Below are 18,560 nucleotides of genomic sequence, written 5' to 3'. Positions count from 1 at the left end.
AACGACGAGGAGCCGACACAGATCGGGTCTTCGAGTCCGAATCCTCGGGGTGGGGAGCCGGAGCGGGTGGACAGTCCCGATCTCGCCGACGACGTTCGGCTTCTCGAGAAGGCCGTGTACGAGGTCAAAAGGGTGATCGTCGGTCAGGATCGTCTGGTCGAGCGCATTCTGGTCGGCTTGTTGGCTCGTGGGCACGTGCTGCTGGAAGGCGTTCCCGGCGTGGCGAAGACCCTCGCAGTGGAGACGTTCGCCCGAGTTGTCGGTGGCTCGTTCTCCCGCGTCCAGTTCACCCCGGACCTGGTACCCACCGACCTGGTCGGAACCCGCATCTACCGTCAGGGCCGCGAAGAGTTCGACACCGAACTCGGCCCGGTCGTCGCGAACTTCGTCCTTGCCGACGAGATCAACCGAGCACCGGCGAAGGTCCAGTCGGCGCTGCTCGAAGTCATGGCCGAGCGGCACGTCACCATCGGTGGCAGGACGTTCCCCATGCCCGATCCTTTCCTGGTGATGGCGACGCAGAACCCCATCGAGAACGAAGGCGTGTACCCGCTCCCGGAAGCCCAGCGCGACCGCTTCCTGTTCAAGATCGTCGTCGACTATCCGACGGTGGAGGAAGAACGCGAGATCGTCTACCGCATGGGGATCAAGGCCCCCGAGCCCAAGCAGATACTCGACCCTGTCGAGTTGGTCCGTCTGCAGAACCTGGCCAGTTCGGTGTTCGTGCACCACGCGCTCGTCGACTACGTGGTTCGGGTCATCGCCGCCACCCGCACGCCCGAACAGTTCGGGTTGGACGATGTCGGCAGCTGGATCGCATACGGGGCCTCCCCGCGTGCGACCCTCGGCATCATCGCTGCGTCCCGCGCCCTCGCCCTGCTGCGGGGCCGCGACTACGTCGTTCCTCAGGACGTGCTCGAGGTGATTCCCGACGTGCTCCGGCATCGGCTGGTGCTCTCCTACGATGCCCTCGCCGACGAAGTGACGCCCGAGACCGTGATCTCCCGCATTCTGCAGACCGTCGGACTACCGCAGGTGTCGCCGCAGGCGGTTCCGATGTCGCAGGAGAACGGCACCGCACCCGGTCAGCCCTTCGGTGGCCAACAGGGCACACCGCAGTTCCCGGGAGCGGGGCCGCAGTCTCCGGCTCAGGGACCGTATCCGGCCCAGGGGCAGTACCCGGGGCAGGGACCGAATCCGGGGCAGGGACAGAGCCCGACCCAGGGGCAGTACCCGGGTCAGCCGCAGTTCCCCGGGCAAGGGCCCGGCTCGGCACCCCAGCCCGGACCCGAGCAGCGCCCACCGGGCGGTCCGGCCGGCGAACCCGCTCCGTCGCTGCACAAGCCGTCGGGTGATGCATCGTCGACCGGTTCGCCGGGTCAGTGAGCGCAGCCGACAGAGCCGGCCGAGGTGCGGTCTCACGGCCGCCGTCGTTTCGGTCCGGCGAACTGCGTGATCCGAAGCTGGCCGCTGCGCTGCGCACGCTCGAGATAACGGTACGTAGGCGTCTCGACGGCGTTCTGCACGGCGACCACCTCGGCCTGATACCCGGCCCGGGATCCGAACCGGGGGACGCGCGCGAGTATCAGCCCGGTGACGATGTTCGGCAGATGGACTGGTCGGTCACGGCCCGGACGACACACCCACACGTGCGGCAGTCGGTGGCCGATCGCGAACTGGAAACGTGGCTTGTCGTCGATCTGTCGGCCAGCCTCGACTTCGGAACCTCGGGGTGCGAGAAGCGCGATCTCGCGGTCGCGGCCTCGGCCGCCATCACCCACCTGACCGGCGGCGGTGGTAATCGCATCGGAGCTGTCGTGGCCACCGGCGCGACGACGACGCGAATCCCGGCGCGCGGGGGCCGGGTGCACAGCCAGTCGATGCTGCGGACGATCGCTACGACACCGTCCGCCGCGGACGGCGTCCGCGGAGATCTTCGCGATGCCGTCGAGGCGCTGCGGCGTCCCGAACGCCGTCGCGGTCTGGCCGTGGTGATCAGCGACTTCCTCGGCCCGATCGACTGGGAGCGATCGCTGCGGGCGATCTCTGCCAGACACGACGTACTTGCCGTCGAGGTACTCGATCCGCGAGACCTCGAACTTCCGGATGTGGGAGACGTGGTTCTGCACGACCCGGAGTCCGGCCGCACTCGGGAGTTCGCCGCGACGCCCCGGCTCCGCGCCGACTTCGCGCGAGCAGCCGCAGCACACCGCGACGACGTGGAGAAAGCGTTGCGCCGATGCGGGGCACCGCGTTTGACTCTGCGCACCGACGGTGACTGGATCGCCGATGTCGTCCGCTTCGTCACTGCTCGCAGGCACACCATCGGCTCCGGTTTCACCAATACCGCAAGGGCAGGTTCGCGATGAGCCTCACCGATTTCTCTGCGCCGTGGTGGCTCGCGTTTCTGGTCGTCGTCATCGCCTTGACGGCGGGGTACGTCTGGATTCAACGCCGCAAGCAGAAGCACGTGCTGCGTTTCTCCAACATGGAGTTGCTCGAGTCGGTCGCGCCGAACCGGCCCAATCGTCTGCGTCATCTCCCGACCGCACTGGTACTGGTCGGGCTGATGTTCCTGACCGTCGCGTTGGCCGGCCCCACTGCCGATCAACGTGTTCCACGCAACCGCGCGACGGTCATGCTCGTCATCGATGTGTCGCTGTCCATGGAAGCGACGGACGTCGAACCCACTCGGCTGGCTGCGGCCCAAGAAGCAGCGAAGTCGTTCGCCGATGGCCTCACGCCCGGCATCAACCTCGGTCTCGTCGCGTTCGCCGGGACTGCCTCGGTATTGGTCTCACCCACGGCCAACCGCGACGCCACCAAGTCGGCAATCGACAAACTGCAGCTCAGCGAGCGGACGGCCACCGGTGAAGCAATCTTCACCTCGCTGCAGTCGATCGACACTCTCGGCGCGATCCTCGGGGGTGGCGACGCGGCACCGCCGGCCCGCATCGTGCTGCTCTCGGACGGTAAGCAAACCGTTCCCCAGAACCTCGACGATCCACGGGGCGGCTACACCGCAGCGCGCGCAGCCAAGGACAAGGGAGTGCCGATCTCGACGATCTCGTTCGGCACCAGCTACGGGTCGGTCGAGATCGAAGACGAAGGTGGAGGCGGGGTCGAGCGCGTGCCCGTTCCGGTCGACGACCCGTCGTTGCGCGAGATCGCGACTCTGTCCGGGGGAAGTTTCTTCACGGCCTCCTCGCTCGAGGGCCTCCGAGACGTCTACGACACCCTGGAGGAGCAGATCGGCTTCGAGATCACCCGCGGGGACGCATCGCGACCCTGGTTGATCCTCGGTGTCCTGTGCATCTCCGCCGGGCTCGGTTCGGCGTTGGTGATGCGGCAACGATTGCCGTGATCGCTGTTATTACTCACCAGTAAGTTTCGCTTTGTCATTCCAGGACGAACAGATAGGTTGCTAGGCATGTCCACACCTGACTTCATCGCGCGATCGGTACTCGTCACCGGAGGTAACCGGGGTATCGGTCTGGCCATCGCCCAACGGCTCAGTGCCGACGGACACAAGGTGGCCGTCACCCACCGCGGATCCGGGGCACCCGACGGATTGCTCGGGGTCGTCTGCGACGTCACCGACTCCGATTCGGTCGACGCGGCCTTCAAGGAGGTCGAGGAGAAGCACGGACCCGTCGAGGTACTCGTCGCCAACGCGGGCATCACCGACGACACCCTGCTGATGCGTATGACCGAGGAGCAGTTCCAGCGGGTCATCGATGCGAACTTGACCGGAGCCTTCCGAGTCGCCAAACGCGCCAACCGGGCCATGCTGCGCGCGCGCTGGGGTCGGATGATCTTCCTCAGTTCCGTTGTCGCGATGGCCGGCGGGCCGGGGCAGATCAATTACGCGGCGTCCAAGGCCGGAGTCATCGGCATGGCCCGGTCGATCACGAGGGAGTTGGGTTCGCGGTCCATCACGGCGAACGTCGTCTCACCGGGATTCATCGAAACCGACATGACCGCAGAGTTGTCGGACGACTTGCGCGGCAAGGCGAAGGAATACATTCCACTTCAGCGTCTCGGTCAGCCCGAGGACGTTGCAGCAGTCGTGAGTTTCCTTGCGGGTCCGGACTCGTCGTACGTGTCCGGTGCTGTCATTCCCGTCGACGGCGGCATGGGCATGGGGCACTGAGAAACCCTCTCGCACAACGATTTCGATAGATACTCACCTCCGAATTAAGGACGTAGCATTATGGGCGGATTGCTCGAAGGCAAGACCATTCTCATCACCGGCATCATCACCGACGCGTCGATCGCGTTCCACGCCGCGGCCATGGCGCAGGAGCAGGGTGCCAAGGTGATCATCACCGGGTTCGATCGGCTGCGGCTCATCGACCGCATCGCGCAGCGGCTGCCCAAGGAGGTGCCCCCGGCGATCGAGCTCGACGCCACCAACGAGGAGCACCTCGCCGCGCTGGCGGACCGAATTCGTGAAGTAGCGCCGGAGGGTATCGACGGAGTTCTGCACTCCATCGCATTCGCACCTCGCACCCTGATGGGCCCGGATGCCAAGCCGTTCCTCGACGGCCCCGGCCCCGACGCGGCGAGGGCATTCGAGATCTCGGCGTGGAGCTACGCATCTCTCGCGCGTGCCGTGCTCCCGGTCATGAACGAGGGTGGCTCGATCGTCGGAATGGACTTCGATCCGCGGACGTCAATGCCGTACTACAACTGGATGGGCGTGGCCAAGGCTGCTCTCGAGTCGGTGAATCGTTACGTGGCACGGGAAGTGGGCGCAGCCAAGCGTATCCGCTCCAATCTCGTTGCAGCAGGACCGATCAGGACTCTTGCCGCCAAGGCGATTGCGGGCACCGCGACCGGCGATGCGGCCAAGATGGACCAGCTGAACGTGTACTGGGACGGCGCCGCTCCCATCGGATGGGACGTCAACGATCCGACCGTCGTCGCCAAGTCGATCGTCGCGTTGCTGTCGGATTGGCTGCCCGGAACCACCGGGTCGATCGTGTACGTCGACGGCGGAGCGAGCCACAACACGTACCTGCCCGAAAACATGTGACACGTCGGTGACTGGAGTCCGACGTGGGCTCGCTCACCGTAGGTTTCGTCGACCGATTGTGCCCCTGCCGCAGCCCTGCTGCGACAGGGGCACAATGGATTCATGACCACCCCTGGAGATTTCGACGCACTGTTGGTGCTCTCGTTCGGCGGACCGGAAAAGCCCGCCGACGTTCGCCCGTTTCTCGAGAACGTCACTCGCGGACGTGGTGTGCCGCCCGAGCGTCTCGACGCCGTCGTCGAGCACTACATGCACTTCGGTGGCGTGTCACCGATCAACGAACTCAATCGCGACATCATCGCCGCACTGCAGGCCGAGTTCGATTCGGCCGGAATCGAATTGCCGATCTACTTCGGCAATCGCAATTGGCATCCGATGGTCGAGGACACCGTTGCGACGATGAAGGCGGACGGCGTCCGCTCCGCGCTCGTCTTTCCGACTTCCGCGTGGGGCGGGTATTCCGGGTGCAGGCAGTACCACGAGGACATCGCCAGGGCCCGTGCGTCCGTGGGGGACGACGCCCCGCATTTGCTCAAGATCCGTCAGTACTACGACCACCCGTTGATGGTCGAGGCGTTCGCCGAGGCCGTCGATGCCGCGCGCAGGTCGCTGCCAGAGGAGCATCGGGCAGGAGCGCGGCTGGTGTTCACCGCGCATTCCATTCCGTCGGCAGCCGACGCCAATGCAGGCCCACCCGCGGATGGTGGCCACCTGTACAGCCGGCAGGTTGCGGAGGCGTCGCGTCTGGTCGCGGCCGCATCCGGCAGCACCGAATACGATCTGGTGTGGCAGTCTCGTTCCGGACCACCGCAGGTTCCGTGGCTCGACCCCGACATCTGCGATCATCTCGAAGCACTGTCCGAGAAGTCCGTCGACGCGGTGATCGTGTGCCCGATCGGTTTCGTGTCCGACCACCTCGAAGTGGTGTGGGATCTCGACACCGAAGCCGAAGAGAAGGCCCGTGAACTCGGGATGGCGTTCGCTCGCGCGGGTACGCCCGGCTCCGATGCTCGATTCCCGAAGATGATCAGGGAGCTGGTGGACGAGTATCGCGTCGGCGGGACGTGCCGAGGACTCGGCAGCGTTCCCGGCTACGGATCCACCCTCGACGGCAATCGATGTGCCGTCGGATGTTGCGAGCAGCCGACGCGTCCGTCACGGCCTGCGACGGCACCTGCCTGACTGGCGGCTCCTGCCTGACGGGTGGCCTCTTGCCTGTCTCGCGGCCCAGCCCCGACAGGACCGCTACGTGTCGGTCCTGTCGGTCATCGGGCCGACTGCATCGAGGCACCGATGCTCGTCGCCACGGCGATGGTCCGGGCCGTGCGCACGGCGGCCCACAGCGGCCGGACGAGTTCTTCTCGGGCGGCCGCTGCGGCGGCAGTCGGTGCCTCCGAGGGAGTCGATCCGGCGGCGACGGTGAGGATGGCCGCGACCCGATCGGCCGATTCGAGCACTCGGAAGGCGCGTTCGGACATCTCGGGGGGATAGCGGTGCCGTGCAGCGTCGGCGATCAGCTCGGCGATGCGAGTGCGCGGGTCGGCCTCGAGAGTGCGGGTGGGGAGCGATTGCATCTGTGCGAGTGCATCCGCCGCGCCGCGCACGGCCTCGCGCATCTCGTACTCGGCCTCACCGAGACCTCGATCTCGGTGGGCGTGAGCGGGAACGTCGATCGAATACACGGTCCAGCGCAGCACGTCGGGGCCCTCGACGACGGGTACCACCCCGATTCCGGCGGAGCCCGGGGTACCGATCATCACCGCCTGCTCGGCACCGATCGCTGCACGAGAGAATTCTGTCCGGGCCGGCAGTTCGGCCACCGCACCCGCTGCGGGCAGCACCAGACGTATCCGTTCCTCCCCGGCTGCGGGTGAGGGTCCTGCGTTCGCGGCGGTTCGGACCGCGGCGAGCGCCCCGGCGATGCCCTCTGCGTAGCCCGGAAAGCGCAGCCCGTACGTCGTTGCTGCTTCGTCGTCACCGGCACCGACCAGATGCATCGGTGCCCACTCGGACATCGCGTCGATGACGTCGTCCGGCGAACCGGCACCGGCCAGCCAGGAACCGGCCCACAGGGCAAGACTTGCACTCGGAGAACACACGACTCACGAGCATAGGTCGGCGTGGCGAACCGTGCTCGGGACGCCGGTATCGCTAGCGTTGGTCGCCGTGAACGACATGTACGGCGGAGACATTCTCAAAGGGCACAGTCGCATGCGGAAGGTTCCGGCACCGGAGGTGCCGGCCGAGCGCGGCATGGTGGTCGAGGACGCAGGTTCGGGTTATTGCGGTGCTGTGGTCGGCTTCGAGCGCACATACGACGGAGATTTCGTCCGACTCGAGGACGGCGCCCGAACGACGCGACTGTTCGCCCTGCGCGAGGCCGCATTTCTGATCGACGGCCGCCGGGTGACGCTGGTCCGCCCGAAGCCCGCGACCGCGGCCAAACCGACCAGATCGGCGTCCGGATCCACCAAGGTCGAGGGCCTGCGAGCCCGGACGGCTCGTGCCAGCCGTATCTGGGTCGAGGGTGTGCACGACGCGGCCCTGGTGGAAAGCGTGTGGGGACACGACCTTCGAGTGGAGGGCGTGGTCGTCGAACATCTCGAGGGCCTGGACAACCTGGGGGAGCGGTTGGCCGATTTCGGCCCCGGCCCGGGCCGTCGCGTCGGGGTCCTGGTCGACCACCTGGTGACCGGGTCCAAGGAATCGAAGATGACCAGATCGTTGGGCGAACACGTTCTCGTCACCGGCCATCCGTTCATCGACGTGTGGGAGGCCGTCAAGCCGTCGGCGGTCGGCATTGGGGCGTGGCCGAAGATTCCGCGCGGTCAGGACTGGAAGACCGGAATCTGTCGAGAGCTGGGCTGGGGAACTCCGCAGGAAGGATGGCGGCGGGTGTACTCGTCGGTGTCGAGCTTCCGAGATCTGGAGGCTCCATTGATCGGTGCCGTCGAACAGTTGGTCGATTTCGTCACCGAGTAGCTGTTCCGACCAGCTGATCCATCGGCGGATGTCCGATTCGTGCCAGGATGGAGCTTGTGGCAGCGATCTTGTGGCTCATAGCGGCGGTTGTGCTTGCAGGTGCCGAAGCACTGACGGGTGACTTCTTCCTACTGATGATCGCCGGCGGTGCGCTCGGTACCGCCGGGGTGTCAGCGTTGACCGACTTCCCGGTATGGGCAGACGCAATCGTTTTCGGCGTGTTGTCGTTGGCGTTGGTTCTGGGTCTGCGTCCGATCTTGTTGCGGCGCTTCGCACATCCGCCGGACACCCCGATGGGGGTTGCGGCTCTCACCGGTAAGAGTGCAGTCGTGCTCGAACAGGTCACTGCGCACGAAGGCCAGATCAAACTCGGTGGCGAGGTGTGGACCGCGCGTCCGTTGGACGAGACAGAGGTCTACGCCCCCGGTACCACCGTGACCGTGATGGAAATCGACGGTGCCACCGCCGTCGTATGGAAGGGACCGTAAAGCCAGTGGAAGCACTCATAGCACTGGCCGTCATCGTTGCGTTCGTCGCCGTGTTGATGGCCAAGTCCATCTCGATCGTCCCGCAAGCCGAGGCAGCAGTGATAGAAAGACTCGGTCGGTACACGCGTACCGTGTCCGGTCAGCTCACGTTCCTCGTCCCGTTCGTCGATCGCATCCGTGCGAAAGTCGATCTGCGAGAACGGGTCGTCTCGTTCCCGCCGCAGCCGGTCATCACCAAGGACAACCTGACGGTGTCGATCGACACCGTCGTCTATTTTCAGGTGACCAATCCGCAGTCGGCCGTGTACGAGATCAACAACTACATCGTCGGTGTCGAGCAGTTGACCACCACCACGCTGCGTAACGTCGTCGGCGGAATGACGTTGGAAGAGACTCTGACGTCCCGTGATTCGATCAACGGCCAGCTCCGAGTGGTGCTGGACGAGGCCACCGGTCGGTGGGGTCTTCGAGTCGCCCGCGTCGAGCTCAAGAGCATCGATCCGCCACCCTCGATTCAGGAATCGATGGAGAAGCAGATGAAGGCCGACCGCGAGAAGCGCGCGACCATTCTCACGGCCGAGGGGCACCGTGAATCGGCGATCAAGACAGCCGAGGGCGACAAGCAGAGCCGAATCCTCGCTGCCGAGGGCGGTAAGCAGGCGGCCATCCTCACTGCCGAGGGTGAGCGTCAGTCCAGAATTCTGCGGGCTCAGGGTGATCGCGCCGCGAAGTACCTCGAGGCTCAGGGTCAGGCGAAGGCCATCGAGAAGGTCTTCGGTGCCATCAAGGCCGGTAAGCCCACTCCAGAACTGTTGGCCTACGAGTACATGCAGACGTTGCCTCAGATGGCGCAGGGCGACGCGAACAAGGTGTGGATGATCCCGAGCGATTTCGGCGACGCTCTCAAGGGATTCGCCAAGACCCTCGGAGCCCCAGGCGAGGACGGGGTGTTCCGATACGAGCCCAACGAGTCCGCGGGCAACGAGCCGAAGCCCGAGGACGACTCGGACGAGGTTGCAGAGTGGTTCGAGACCAAAACCGATCCGGCTGTCGCCGAAGCCGTCAAGGCCGCCGAGGCGGTGGCCCGTAAGCCGGTGGACACGTCGTTGGCCGCATCTCCGGAGCTGTCCAAGGGTCTGGATATCGGTGCCCTGTCGGCATCTCCCGAGGCAGAACCGGAAGCGCGCTGATCACGAATTGATCGCGAATCCCACGCCCGCTGCCGCCAGTGCCCACAGAACGCTGGCGAAGGTGCCGATGATGAACTGTTCGGAGGCGTGGGATTCGCGCAGTTCGGGGTAGCGCGCAAGTCCTTTGACCGCCAGTACGATGGCGATTCCCTCGGGCCAGCCGGTGAGAATGGATACCGCAACCGCAACACGTTCGAGAATTCCTATCGTCAACCCTCCACGCAGCGGCTCGACCGGCTCGTCGTCGGTCGAGTCGTTCTGTCGTCTGGCGACGCGAAAGACGCTCGGCACCACGGCGGTGCCGCCGACGGCGGCCACGGCAACGCTCAGGACGACTCCGACTGCATGACCGACGCCGTATGCCGGCCCGGCGAGCGTGGCAAGCACAGCGGCTGCGGTGAGCAGAGTCGAGGCAGCCGCAGTGGGGACCCACAGCCTGATGCGGTCACCGGCCGGGACGAGGGCGACCCCTGCCGTCAGAGCCAGAAGAACGAGGGCGACGACGATCATGACGTGTGACTTCCTGTCGCGTCAGCCGCGTTCAACAACCTGGAGGCAAGGGTGCGGCCGGCATTTTCGACGTGCCAGCCGGCGACGGAAAGTCGTTGCGACATAGCCTGTTTGCTGATGTCGAGCCTTTCGGCCGCGTCGGTCTGCGACATTCCCTCTGCCATGAGCGCAACCGCTTCTCGGCCCTGGTCCGAGCGACGAGCGACGAGTAAGGCCACCAAAGTCGATGCGGTTTCGGCGTCCTCGGCCGCTGCAGGCTCGGGTCCGGTGACGGCGAGCGCAGCAGGCGCGTTCTTCGCTCTGGTGACGGCGTCTCGGGCAGCCTCGAATGCCTGGCCCCGGCCGGCGCGCGTCGTGTCGGGTAACGGAAGCTCGACCGAACCGACGCCGATTCCCACGCTCCAATGTGGCGTCGCCACCAGGTCGAGGGCAATCGCGACGACGGTTGCTGCGTCCTCACAGACGGCCTGGACCTCGTCGCCTGCGGTGCGTTCGAACGGGCGGATCAGATCGAAATCGCGATACCGGTCCAGTAGATCGGGCACGCGATCGATGTCACGTCTGCTGCGACGCTGGTCGACGGTCATCACGAACATGCGACAAGGCTAGAGCGTTGATTTGATCAAGTCAAGCTTCCAGGCTTGATTGTCCCGAATCAAGGTTCTCACCCTGACGCCTGTTCTCCGGTGCCGACGCGGCCTCACGAGTCCGCGACAACCGCCAGTCGACGAACAACCCGCTCACGCCGATCGCAATGCAGATCCCGGACAGCACCAGCAGTACCGGATGGGTCTGCCCGCCGATTGCTCCACCGATCACCACGATCCCGAGGGTGCCGGGCAGCATGCCGGCGGCAGTGGCCAGAGCGAAGGGGACAAGCCGAACCGCCGACACACCGCAGGCGTAGTTCACCAGAGAGAAAGGCACCGGGGCGATCAATCGCAGAGAGCCGACCGCGAGCCACCCTCGTCGGCGCAGGCTCTCGTCGACAGAGTCGAGAGCCGAATGCGACATCCGCGACGCCACGGCTTCTCGCCCGATCGCCCGAACCAACAGCAAGGCGAGGACAGCGCTGACCGTAGAGGCACCGATCGTCACCGCCAGACCGGTGAATGGCCCGAACAGCACTCCGGCGCTCAATGTGAACAGGGTTCTGGGAATGGGTGCAATGGTCACCAGTGCATGGACGGCGAAGAACACGAGCGGAAACGCAGGACCGACCGAGGTGCCCCACTGGCGCATCTGCTCGACACTCGGATGCGGGGCGAACACCGCAACGACAGCCAGGACGACGATCACCGCCAGTAGCGCGATCAGACGAAGGTCGCGCAGGTGCCGGGTCACGAGAGGCAAGAGTACCGGCGCGAGATGACAGAACGGTTCGGGAGCGGAGCCTGCGGAGTGACCCAGGGGGGCGGGAGCGGAGCCTGCGGAGTGACCCAGGGGGGCGGGAGCGGAGCCTGCGGCGTGGGTCACCGAACGTGAGGTGATCCTCACGATAGCCTGCATGTAGGTGGGGTTAGCATCACTTCAAGTCGGGTGTAGGACTGCCCGCCGAACCGAGGGAGCAGCACACGTGTCCATCGCGTCGCACGAAGATGCCGCACGCAGTGCCCACGCGGCCTGGCAGCAGGCGGTGGCCGGGGTCCTGGCGAAGTCGCGCCGGGTCGATGTGGCGGATCTGCCTGCCGATCCCGAACATCTTCTCGATTCCACTACGTACGACGGAATCACGGTGTCTCCGCTGTACACCGCGTTCGACGAGCGCCCCGAGGGTCCGTTGCCGGGGCAGTTTCCGTACCTGCGGGGGCGTGATCCGCATCGGGACGTCAATGCGGGCTGGAAGGTGTGCACGCGTCACGGTTCCGACGTTCGTGACGGTGTGCCCGCGCTGAACGGTCAGATCCTCGATTCGCTCGCCAACGGCACCAGTGCGCTCTGGTTGACGGTGGGGTCGCGTGGGTTGGATCCGTCGGATCTGTCGGAGGCTCTCCGTGGTGTACTGCTCGAGCTGGCCCCGTTGACGATCGATGCCCGCAGGGATGTTCGCGCGGCAGCGACGGCACTGTTCGACGTTCTCGATGCGGCAGAGATCGACGATCGCGCCGCCGTCGACGTCAGACTCGGAGTGGACACTCTCACTGCTGCAGTGGCAGGCACGGAATCCATAGAGATGGCCGAGGCGCTCGACCTGGCCCGCGCGTGCATCGACCGCGCCGAGTCGATGCGTGCCATCACCGTCGACGGCACCGTGTTCCATAATCTCGGTGCGTCGGATGCGCAGGAACTGGGTGCGTCGATCGCGGCCGGGCTCGAGTACGTCCGATCGATGACCGAGAACGGTGTGGCCGTCTCGGATGCTTTGCGCCAGATCGAGTTTCGATTCGCAGCAACCGACGACCAGTTCCAGACCATCGCCAAGTTTCGCGCTGCTCGCATTCTGTGGGCACGGATTGCGCAGGTGTGCGGTGCGCCCGACGCCGGTGATGCTCCTCAGCATGCGGTGACGTCGGAAGCGATGATGTCGCAGCGCGATCCGTGGGTGAACATGCTGCGTACCACTCTTGCGTCGTTCGGCGCCGGAGTGGGTGGTGCGGATTCGGTGACGGTGCTGCCGTTCGACGCGGCACTGAACGGTGGCGCCGCCGGAGTGTCCAAGACGTTCGCTGCCCGTATCGCGAGAAACACTCAGTTGCTCCTGCTGGAGGAAGCCCATCTGGGTCGGGTTCTGGATCCGGGTTCGGGCTCGTGGTACATCGAGGAACTCACGGCTGCGGTTGCCGCGACGGCGTGGGACTTCTTCCAGACCATCGAAGCGTCGGGCGGATTCGCTGCAGCAACCGCGGACGGTTCGCTGGTCGCCGACATCGAGAAGACCCGTGCAGAGCGCGAGTCCGACATCGCGCATCGCATCACTCCGCTGACCGGTGTCAACGAGTTTCCCAATCTGGCCGAGGCCCCCCTGACTCCCGAGCAGACGCAGCCTGCCGGCTCGGCACCCGTGTATCGGTACGGCCGGGCATTCGAGTCGCTCCGAGATCGATCCGATTCTTATCTGGCCCAGCATGATTCGCGACCCCAGGTGCTACTGGTCCCGTTGGGGACCGTCGCCGAGCACAACGTCCGGACGACCTTCGCGTCCAACCTGTTGGCGTCGGGGGGAATCGAAGCGGTCAACCCCGGACCCCTGGGCGTCGACGCTGTCGCCGGTGCTGTCGAAGCGTCGGGAGCCTCGATCGCCGTGGTGTGCGGAACCGACAAGCGCTACGGCGACGAGGCCGCTACTGCCGTGGACGCTCTGCGTGCAGCAGGGGTCTCGCGGGTTTTGCTCGCCGGCCCGGAAAAGATCTTCGCCGGCGTCGACGGCCCGTCCCGTCCCGACGGATTCCTGACCGGCAAGGTCGACGCCGTCGCCGTGCTGACCGAACTTCTCGACACGCTGGGAGCCTCGAAGTGAGTACCGACGAGAACCGAATCTCGCACACCATCGGCAGTTTCGCCGACGTACCGCTGGTCGACCCCGACGAGCCGACGCCGTCGCCGCCGTCCGCGGAGGACGTGGCCACACACGTGAAGAACGGTGCCAAGGCGAACTTCTACACCCCCGAGCAGGTGGTGTGGTCCACTCCCGAGGGCATCGACGTCAAGCCGGTGTACACCGAGGCAGACCGGGACGCCGCCGAGGCCGAGGGCTACCCGTTGCACAGCTATCCGGGTGCCCCGCCGTTCCTCCGCGGGCCGTATCCCACGATGTACGTCAACCAACCGTGGACCATTCGTCAGTACGCCGGATTCTCCACCGCGGCCGAGTCCAACGCCTTCTACCGCCGCAACCTCGCGGCCGGGCAGAAAGGCCTGTCGGTGGCGTTCGATCTGGCCACGCACCGGGGCTACGACTCCGATCACCCGCGAGTGCAGGGTGACGTCGGAATGGCCGGTGTGGCAATCGATTCCATTTACGACATGCGACAGCTGTTCGACGGCATCGACCTCGGTAGCGTCTCGGTGTCGATGACGATGAACGGAGCGGTGCTGCCGATTCTGGCGCTGTACGTCGCCGCAGCGGAGGAGCAGGGCGTCGGGCCGGAGAAACTCGCCGGCACCATCCAGAACGACATCCTCAAAGAGTTCATGGTGCGCAACACCTACATCTATCCGCCGAAGCCGTCGATGCGCATCATCTCGGATATCTTTGCGTACACCAGCGAGAAGATGCCGAAGTACAACTCGATCTCCATCTCCGGGTACCACATCCAAGAAGCCGGTGCCACAGCCGATCTCGAACTCGCCTACACCCTCGCGGACGGTGTCGAGTACATCCGAGCCGGCCTGGACGCCGGCATGGACATCGACACGTTCGCGCCGCGGTTGTCGTTCTTCTGGGCCATCGGAATGAACTTCTTCATGGAGGTTGCCAAGCTCCGCGCCGGGCGGCTGCTGTGGGCCGAGCTCGTCCAACAATTCGAGCCCAAGAGTGCCAAATCCCGTTCCCTGCGCACTCATTCGCAGACGTCGGGTTGGTCGCTGACCGCACAGGACGTGTTCAACAACGTCGCCCGCACCTGTGTCGAAGCCATGGCCGCGACCCAGGGCCATACGCAGTCCCTGCACACCAACGCGCTCGACGAGGCACTGGCGCTGCCGACCGACTTCTCGGCCCGTATCGCCCGCAACACTCAGCTACTCATCGCGCAGGAATCCAACACCGTTCGGCCGATCGATCCGTGGGGCGGGTCGCACTACGTCGAGTGGCTCACCCATCAGCTGGCGAATCGGGCTCGCGCACACATCGCGGAGGTCGAGGAAGCGGGCGGCATGGCTCAGGCCATCGGCGAAGGCATTCCGAAGTTGCGCATCGAGGAGGCGGCGGCTCGTACCCAGGCGCGCATCGACTCCGGCCGACAGCCGCTGGTGGGCGTAAACAAGTACGTGCCCGACGAGCCCGACACCATCGAGGTACTCAAGGTCGAGAACTCGAAGGTGCGAAAAGAGCAGATCGAGAAGCTCGAGCGCCTTCGTGCCGAGCGGGACACTGCCGAGGTCGAGGCGGCACTGGCGAACCTGACTCGGGCCGCAGCGTCGGACCAGCCGGGCATGGAGAACAATCTGCTGGCTCTCGCCATCGATGCCGCCCGCAAGATGGCCACCGTCGGTGAGATTTCCGACGCCTTGGAGAAGGTCTACGGGCGCCACCAGGCGGAAATCCGGACAATCAGTGGTGTGTACCGCGACGAGGCAGGTAAATCCGAGAACATCACCCGCGCCACCGCGCTGGTCGAACAGTTCGCCGAGGACGAGGGCCGTCGTCCTCGAGTTCTGGTGTGCAAGATGGGGCAGGACGGACACGACCGAGGCCAGAAGGTCATTGCCACGGCGTTCGCCGACATCGGCTTCGACGTCGACGTCGGTCCGTTGTTCCAGACGCCCGAGGAGGTGGCCCGGCAGGCGGCGGACAACGACGTCCATGTCGTCGGAGTGTCGTCACTGGCGGCGGGCCATCTGACGCTGGTGCCCGCCTTGCGACAGGCCTTGGCCGACGTCGGGCGCGAGGACATCATGATCGTCGTCGGTGGCGTCATCCCCCCGGGCGATTTCGACGAGCTCTACGCAGCGGGGGCTGCCGCGATCTTCCCTCCGGGCACCGTCATCGCCGACGCCGCGATCGGTCTGGTGGAAAAGCTGTCCGTTGCGCTCGGGCATGCACCACGCGAGGCCAACGCCTGAATATGAACTCTCCGAACAAGGGCCGCGTCATCGACATCGATGCGGTGGCCGAGTCGGTCCGAGCGAACGAACGATCCGGGCTGGCGCGTGCCATCACCCTGGTCGAGTCCACCCGCTCGGATCATCGCGATCTGGCGCAGCAGTTGCTCCTTCGGGTGTTGCCCGATGCGGGCGGATCGCACCGGGTGGGCATCACCGGGGTTCCGGGGGTCGGCAAATCGACGTTCATCGACGCGCTCGGAATGCGGTTGATCGAACAGGGACATCGAGTCGCGGTGCTGGCCGTCGATCCGTCGTCGACCCGAACCGGCGGTTCGATTCTCGGTGACAAGACCCGGATGTCGCGTTTGGCGGTGCAGGAGAACGCGTACATCAGGCCGTCGCCGACCTCGGGAACGTTGGGCGGAGTGGCCCGCGCGACTCGAGAGACCATCGTGTTGCTCGAAGCCGCAGGGTTCGACGTGATCCTGGTCGAGACCGTGGGCGTGGGCCAGTCCGAGGTGACGGTCGCGAACATGGTCGACTGCTTCACGTTCCTCACGCTTGCGCGTACCGGGGATCAGTTGCAGGGCATCAAGAAGGGCGTTCTCGAACTCGCAGATCTGGTGGCCGTCAACAAGGCCGACGGCAAGCACGCGACCGACGCGAAGAACGCGGCGCGAGAGTTGGCGGGTGCACTGCGGCTGATCTATCCGCACGATGCGATCTGGAAGCCCCCGGTGTTGACGATGAGTGCCATCGAAGGCACCGGCCTCGACGAGTACTGGAACACGGTGCTCCGCCACCAGCAGGTGCTCCGTGACGCAGGCGAGTTCGCCGAGAAGCGGCGCAAGCAGCAGGTGGACTGGACGTGGACGATGGTCAACGATCAGCTACTGCGTCGGTTGGCTCAGAGCCCGTCGGTGAAGGCAATTCGAGACGACGTGGAATCTCGCGTGCGCGACGGGTCGCTCACGGCCGCATTGGCCGCTCAGGAACTACTCGACGCCTTCGATTCCTGACGTCTACTGTCCCTACTGGGCGGGGTACAGAGTCGCCGCCAGCTCGCCGACGCGTTCGACGAGCTGATCGAAGAACGCCTGAGGATCGGCGTGGGTGGCGATGGCTGCGTTCGGAGGCTTGCCCCACATTCCGCGCCAATCCGCCACCGTCGTTCCGCGAGTGAGGGTTCCGACCAGTTCCACGTCCACGGTCGCGTGCCGGTAGGTGGCGATATCCGGTTGCACCGCCACTGCTGCGGCGAACGGATCGTGCATGTGGGCCAGGAACCCCTGATCGTGATCGCGATGGAATTCGAAGTAGAAGCGGACCGCGTCCGAGAAATGACGCACGATCGGGTTCGAGGCCGTCGATCGCGCCCCCGGCGCATCGGTCGACGAAATCAGCTCGGCCGGAACGCTTCCGGCGCGTTCACCGAGAAGGCGAATGTGCTCGGGTGTCATTTCGATGGTCTCGGTGATGTCGAGTGCGCAGACGATCGGACGGCGGTCCTCGGGTAGTCCGGAGAAAGCGGCGAAGACCTCCGCTGCAGCCTCGGGGTCCACCGCGATGTTCCACTCGCTCGTCGGCGTCGTGTTGCCCTGATGCTGAAAAGCACCACCCATCAACACCAATCGCTTCAACAGCCGAGGCAACTCGGGGTCTCGGCGAACCGCCAGCGCGAGATTGGTCAGCGGACCGGTGACGAGACCGGTGATCTCACCCGGTCGCGAGCGAACCAACTCGATCCACATCGTGGTGGCATCGCGTGCGGACAGGTCCCGACTCGACACCGGCAGCTCCGCATATCCGATGCCCTGCGGCCCGTGAGTGTCCTCGGTGGTCATCAAAGGTGCGACCAACGGCACCTGCGCACCGAGCGACACTTCGATATCGGCCGCGCGGCACAGGTCGAGCCAGGCCAGGTTGTTCGCGGCGACCTGGTTCACCGGCACGTTACCGGCGGTGGACGCTATGCCGAGGATCTCGGCCTCGTCGGTGGCCAACAGGTACAGCAGTGCGAGCGAGTCGTCGATCCCGGTGTCGACGTCGACGATCATCGGTACGGTCATGCGTTCACCCGAGTCGTCGGATTGTGGCGGACCGGGAAGTTGACCGATCGAGCGATGAAGCACTTGGCTGCGGCCTCGGCGTGCAGTTCCTCCGCACGGGTCACCATCGAGGACTCGGCGACCGTCACTACCGGAGCCAGGGTCACCTCGACGAACTGCCCCGAGCCGTCGGATTGCTCGGTCATGACCCCGGTGGGGGAGTCGACGTAGTCGGTGACGGTCACGTGCGACGCGGCGGCCAACCCGAGGTACCACAGCATGTGGCAGCTCGACAGCGACGCCACGAGTAGCTCCTCTGGATTCCACCGCTCGGGATCGCCGCGAAAGCTCGGATCGGAACTGGCCGAGAGATCGGGTTTTCCGGGTGCCGTGACGAGATGATTGCGGTCGTATGCGGCTGCATTCGCCGTCCCGTGTCCGCGATTGCCGGTCCAGCGCACGGCCAGGGCGTAGTCATGGGTGGGCATGGGTCCATCGTGCCAGGCCGCCGTCCACCGTCGTCACGCACGCCGAGGAGACCTGTCCGTATTGCGATCAATGCGCCAATTGTCAAGGTGGTGGCCAAGATTCGATCGAC

Annotated in this window: 18 protein-coding genes; 12 read left to right on the top strand and 6 right to left on the bottom strand. The window is 65.5% G+C overall.

Features of this window, described 5'->3' with window-relative positions; all coding sequences use genetic code 11:
- Positions 1 to 66: 66 nt before the first annotated feature.
- The 6 genes from CH268_RS17135 (at position 67) to CH268_RS17110 (ending at position 6,220) form a co-directional block, all read left to right on the top strand.
- On the top strand, positions 67 to 1,386 hold the full coding sequence (locus tag CH268_RS17135; protein WP_032387343.1) for an AAA family ATPase: 1,320 nt from the start codon (positions 67 to 69) through the stop codon (positions 1,384 to 1,386).
- Entirely contained in the window at positions 1,383 to 2,369 is a 987-nt protein-coding gene (locus tag CH268_RS17130) for a DUF58 domain-containing protein (RefSeq protein ID WP_094665221.1), read from the top strand. The genes CH268_RS17135 and CH268_RS17130 overlap by 4 nt, the downstream gene beginning before the upstream one ends.
- Positions 2,366 to 3,364: a VWA domain-containing protein gene (locus CH268_RS17125; RefSeq protein WP_032365772.1), complete on the top strand. Its 999-nt coding sequence runs from the start codon at positions 2,366 to 2,368 to the stop codon at positions 3,362 to 3,364. The genes CH268_RS17130 and CH268_RS17125 overlap by 4 nt, the downstream gene beginning before the upstream one ends.
- A 66-nt stretch (positions 3,365 to 3,430) precedes the next feature.
- Positions 3,431 to 4,153 (top strand): 3-oxoacyl-ACP reductase FabG1, encoded by a 723-nt coding sequence (fabG1, locus tag CH268_RS17120; RefSeq protein WP_032365773.1) that lies wholly within the window; start codon positions 3,431 to 3,433, stop codon positions 4,151 to 4,153.
- A gap of 60 nt (positions 4,154 to 4,213) precedes the next feature.
- Positions 4,214 to 5,038 carry an NADH-dependent enoyl-ACP reductase InhA gene (inhA, locus tag CH268_RS17115; protein ID WP_027497037.1) on the top strand — a complete coding sequence of 275 codons (825 nt, stop codon included), beginning with the start codon at positions 4,214 to 4,216 and terminating at the stop codon, positions 5,036 to 5,038.
- 102 nt (positions 5,039 to 5,140) lie between these two features.
- Positions 5,141 to 6,220, top strand: a complete 1,080-nt coding sequence (locus tag CH268_RS17110) for a ferrochelatase (RefSeq protein ID WP_032365774.1) — start codon at positions 5,141 to 5,143, stop codon at positions 6,218 to 6,220.
- Positions 6,221 to 6,303: 83 nt separating this feature from the next.
- On the opposite strand, the gene CH268_RS17105 is transcribed toward CH268_RS17110, so the two are convergent.
- Entirely contained in the window at positions 6,304 to 7,137 is an 834-nt protein-coding gene (locus CH268_RS17105; protein WP_176457972.1) for a hypothetical protein, read from the bottom strand.
- Between the two features lie 76 nt (positions 7,138 to 7,213).
- On the opposite strand from CH268_RS17105, the gene CH268_RS17100 reads away from it, so the two are divergent.
- Genes CH268_RS17100 through CH268_RS17090 form a run of 3 tightly spaced genes read left to right on the top strand, consistent with a single transcriptional unit; the run spans position 7,214 to position 9,698 of the window.
- Positions 7,214 to 8,020, top strand: coding sequence for a DUF3097 domain-containing protein (locus CH268_RS17100; RefSeq protein WP_094652885.1), 807 nt, complete (start codon positions 7,214 to 7,216; stop codon positions 8,018 to 8,020).
- A 56-nt stretch (positions 8,021 to 8,076) separates the two neighbouring features.
- Positions 8,077 to 8,508, top strand: a complete 432-nt coding sequence (locus CH268_RS17095) for an NfeD family protein (RefSeq protein ID WP_027497041.1) — start codon at positions 8,077 to 8,079, stop codon at positions 8,506 to 8,508.
- Between the two features lie 5 nt (positions 8,509 to 8,513).
- Positions 8,514 to 9,698: an SPFH domain-containing protein gene (locus CH268_RS17090; protein ID WP_094665219.1), complete on the top strand. Its 1,185-nt coding sequence runs from the start codon at positions 8,514 to 8,516 to the stop codon at positions 9,696 to 9,698.
- Here the strand turns inward: CH268_RS17090 and CH268_RS17085 are convergent, their stop codons facing one another.
- From CH268_RS17085 to CH268_RS17075, 3 genes are read right to left on the bottom strand one after another with little or no spacing between them, the layout of a single operon-like run.
- Positions 9,699 to 10,208 (bottom strand): hypothetical protein, encoded by a 510-nt coding sequence (locus tag CH268_RS17085; protein ID WP_032370514.1) that lies wholly within the window; start codon positions 10,206 to 10,208, stop codon positions 9,699 to 9,701.
- Positions 10,205 to 10,804 (bottom strand): hypothetical protein, encoded by a 600-nt coding sequence (locus tag CH268_RS17080; RefSeq protein ID WP_094665217.1) that lies wholly within the window; start codon positions 10,802 to 10,804, stop codon positions 10,205 to 10,207. The genes CH268_RS17085 and CH268_RS17080 overlap by 4 nt, the downstream gene beginning before the upstream one ends.
- A 31-nt stretch (positions 10,805 to 10,835) precedes the next feature.
- Positions 10,836 to 11,552, bottom strand: coding sequence for a TVP38/TMEM64 family protein (locus CH268_RS17075; RefSeq protein WP_094665215.1), 717 nt, complete (start codon positions 11,550 to 11,552; stop codon positions 10,836 to 10,838).
- A 232-nt stretch (positions 11,553 to 11,784) separates the two neighbouring features.
- Between CH268_RS17075 and mutA the strand changes: the two genes are divergently transcribed.
- From mutA to meaB, 3 genes are read left to right on the top strand one after another with little or no spacing between them, the layout of a single operon-like run.
- Positions 11,785 to 13,665, top strand: coding sequence for a methylmalonyl-CoA mutase small subunit (mutA, locus tag CH268_RS17070; RefSeq protein ID WP_094665213.1), 1,881 nt, complete (start codon positions 11,785 to 11,787; stop codon positions 13,663 to 13,665).
- Positions 13,662 to 15,932, top strand: a complete 2,271-nt coding sequence (gene scpA / locus CH268_RS17065; protein ID WP_032365779.1) for a methylmalonyl-CoA mutase — start codon at positions 13,662 to 13,664, stop codon at positions 15,930 to 15,932. The genes mutA and scpA overlap by 4 nt, the downstream gene beginning before the upstream one ends.
- A gap of 2 nt (positions 15,933 to 15,934) precedes the next feature.
- Positions 15,935 to 16,933, top strand: a complete 999-nt coding sequence (gene meaB / locus CH268_RS17060) for a methylmalonyl Co-A mutase-associated GTPase MeaB (RefSeq protein WP_048318441.1) — start codon at positions 15,935 to 15,937, stop codon at positions 16,931 to 16,933.
- Between the two features lie 12 nt (positions 16,934 to 16,945).
- Here meaB and CH268_RS17055 read toward each other — a convergent pair whose 3' ends face one another.
- A complete protein-coding gene (locus tag CH268_RS17055; RefSeq protein WP_094665211.1) occupies positions 16,946 to 17,983 on the bottom strand; it encodes a nucleoside hydrolase in 1,038 nt (345 codons plus the stop codon).
- Positions 17,980 to 18,450 (bottom strand): OsmC family protein, encoded by a 471-nt coding sequence (locus CH268_RS17050; protein WP_094665209.1) that lies wholly within the window; start codon positions 18,448 to 18,450, stop codon positions 17,980 to 17,982. Before CH268_RS17050 ends, CH268_RS17055 begins: the two co-directional genes overlap by 4 nt.
- Positions 18,451 to 18,560 lie beyond the last annotated feature (110 nt).

The organism is Rhodococcus sp. 06-1460-1B, assembly GCF_002258475.1.
In the GTDB taxonomy this organism is placed as follows: Bacteria; Actinomycetota; Actinomycetes; order Mycobacteriales; family Mycobacteriaceae; genus Rhodococcoides; species Rhodococcoides fascians.
Note: the sequence above shows the minus strand (reverse complement) of the source record. Positions and strands in the feature narration are given on the sequence as shown.

Bases quoted from the DNA above. Each gene is read 5' to 3' on its own strand.
- CH268_RS17125 (WP_032365772.1), top strand. From the start codon at position 2,366: ATGAGCCTCACCGATTTCTCTGCGCCGTGGTGGCTCGCGTTTCTGGTC.
- fabG1 (WP_032365773.1), top strand. From the start codon at position 3,431: ATGTCCACACCTGACTTCATCGCGCGATCGGTACTCGTCACCGGAGGT.
- inhA (WP_027497037.1), top strand. From the start codon at position 4,214: ATGGGCGGATTGCTCGAAGGCAAGACCATTCTCATCACCGGCATCATC.
- CH268_RS17110 (WP_032365774.1), top strand. From the start codon at position 5,141: ATGACCACCCCTGGAGATTTCGACGCACTGTTGGTGCTCTCGTTCGGC.
- CH268_RS17100 (WP_094652885.1), top strand. From the start codon at position 7,214: ATGTACGGCGGAGACATTCTCAAAGGGCACAGTCGCATGCGGAAGGTT.
- CH268_RS17085 (WP_032370514.1), bottom strand. From the start codon at position 10,208: ATGATCGTCGTCGCCCTCGTTCTTCTGGCTCTGACGGCAGGGGTCGCC.
- CH268_RS17080 (WP_094665217.1), bottom strand. From the start codon at position 10,804: ATGTTCGTGATGACCGTCGACCAGCGTCGCAGCAGACGTGACATCGAT.
- meaB (WP_048318441.1), top strand. From the start codon at position 15,935: ATGAACTCTCCGAACAAGGGCCGCGTCATCGACATCGATGCGGTGGCC.
- CH268_RS17055 (WP_094665211.1), bottom strand. From the start codon at position 17,983: ATGACCGTACCGATGATCGTCGACGTCGACACCGGGATCGACGACTCG.
- CH268_RS17050 (WP_094665209.1), bottom strand. From the start codon at position 18,450: ATGCCCACCCATGACTACGCCCTGGCCGTGCGCTGGACCGGCAATCGC.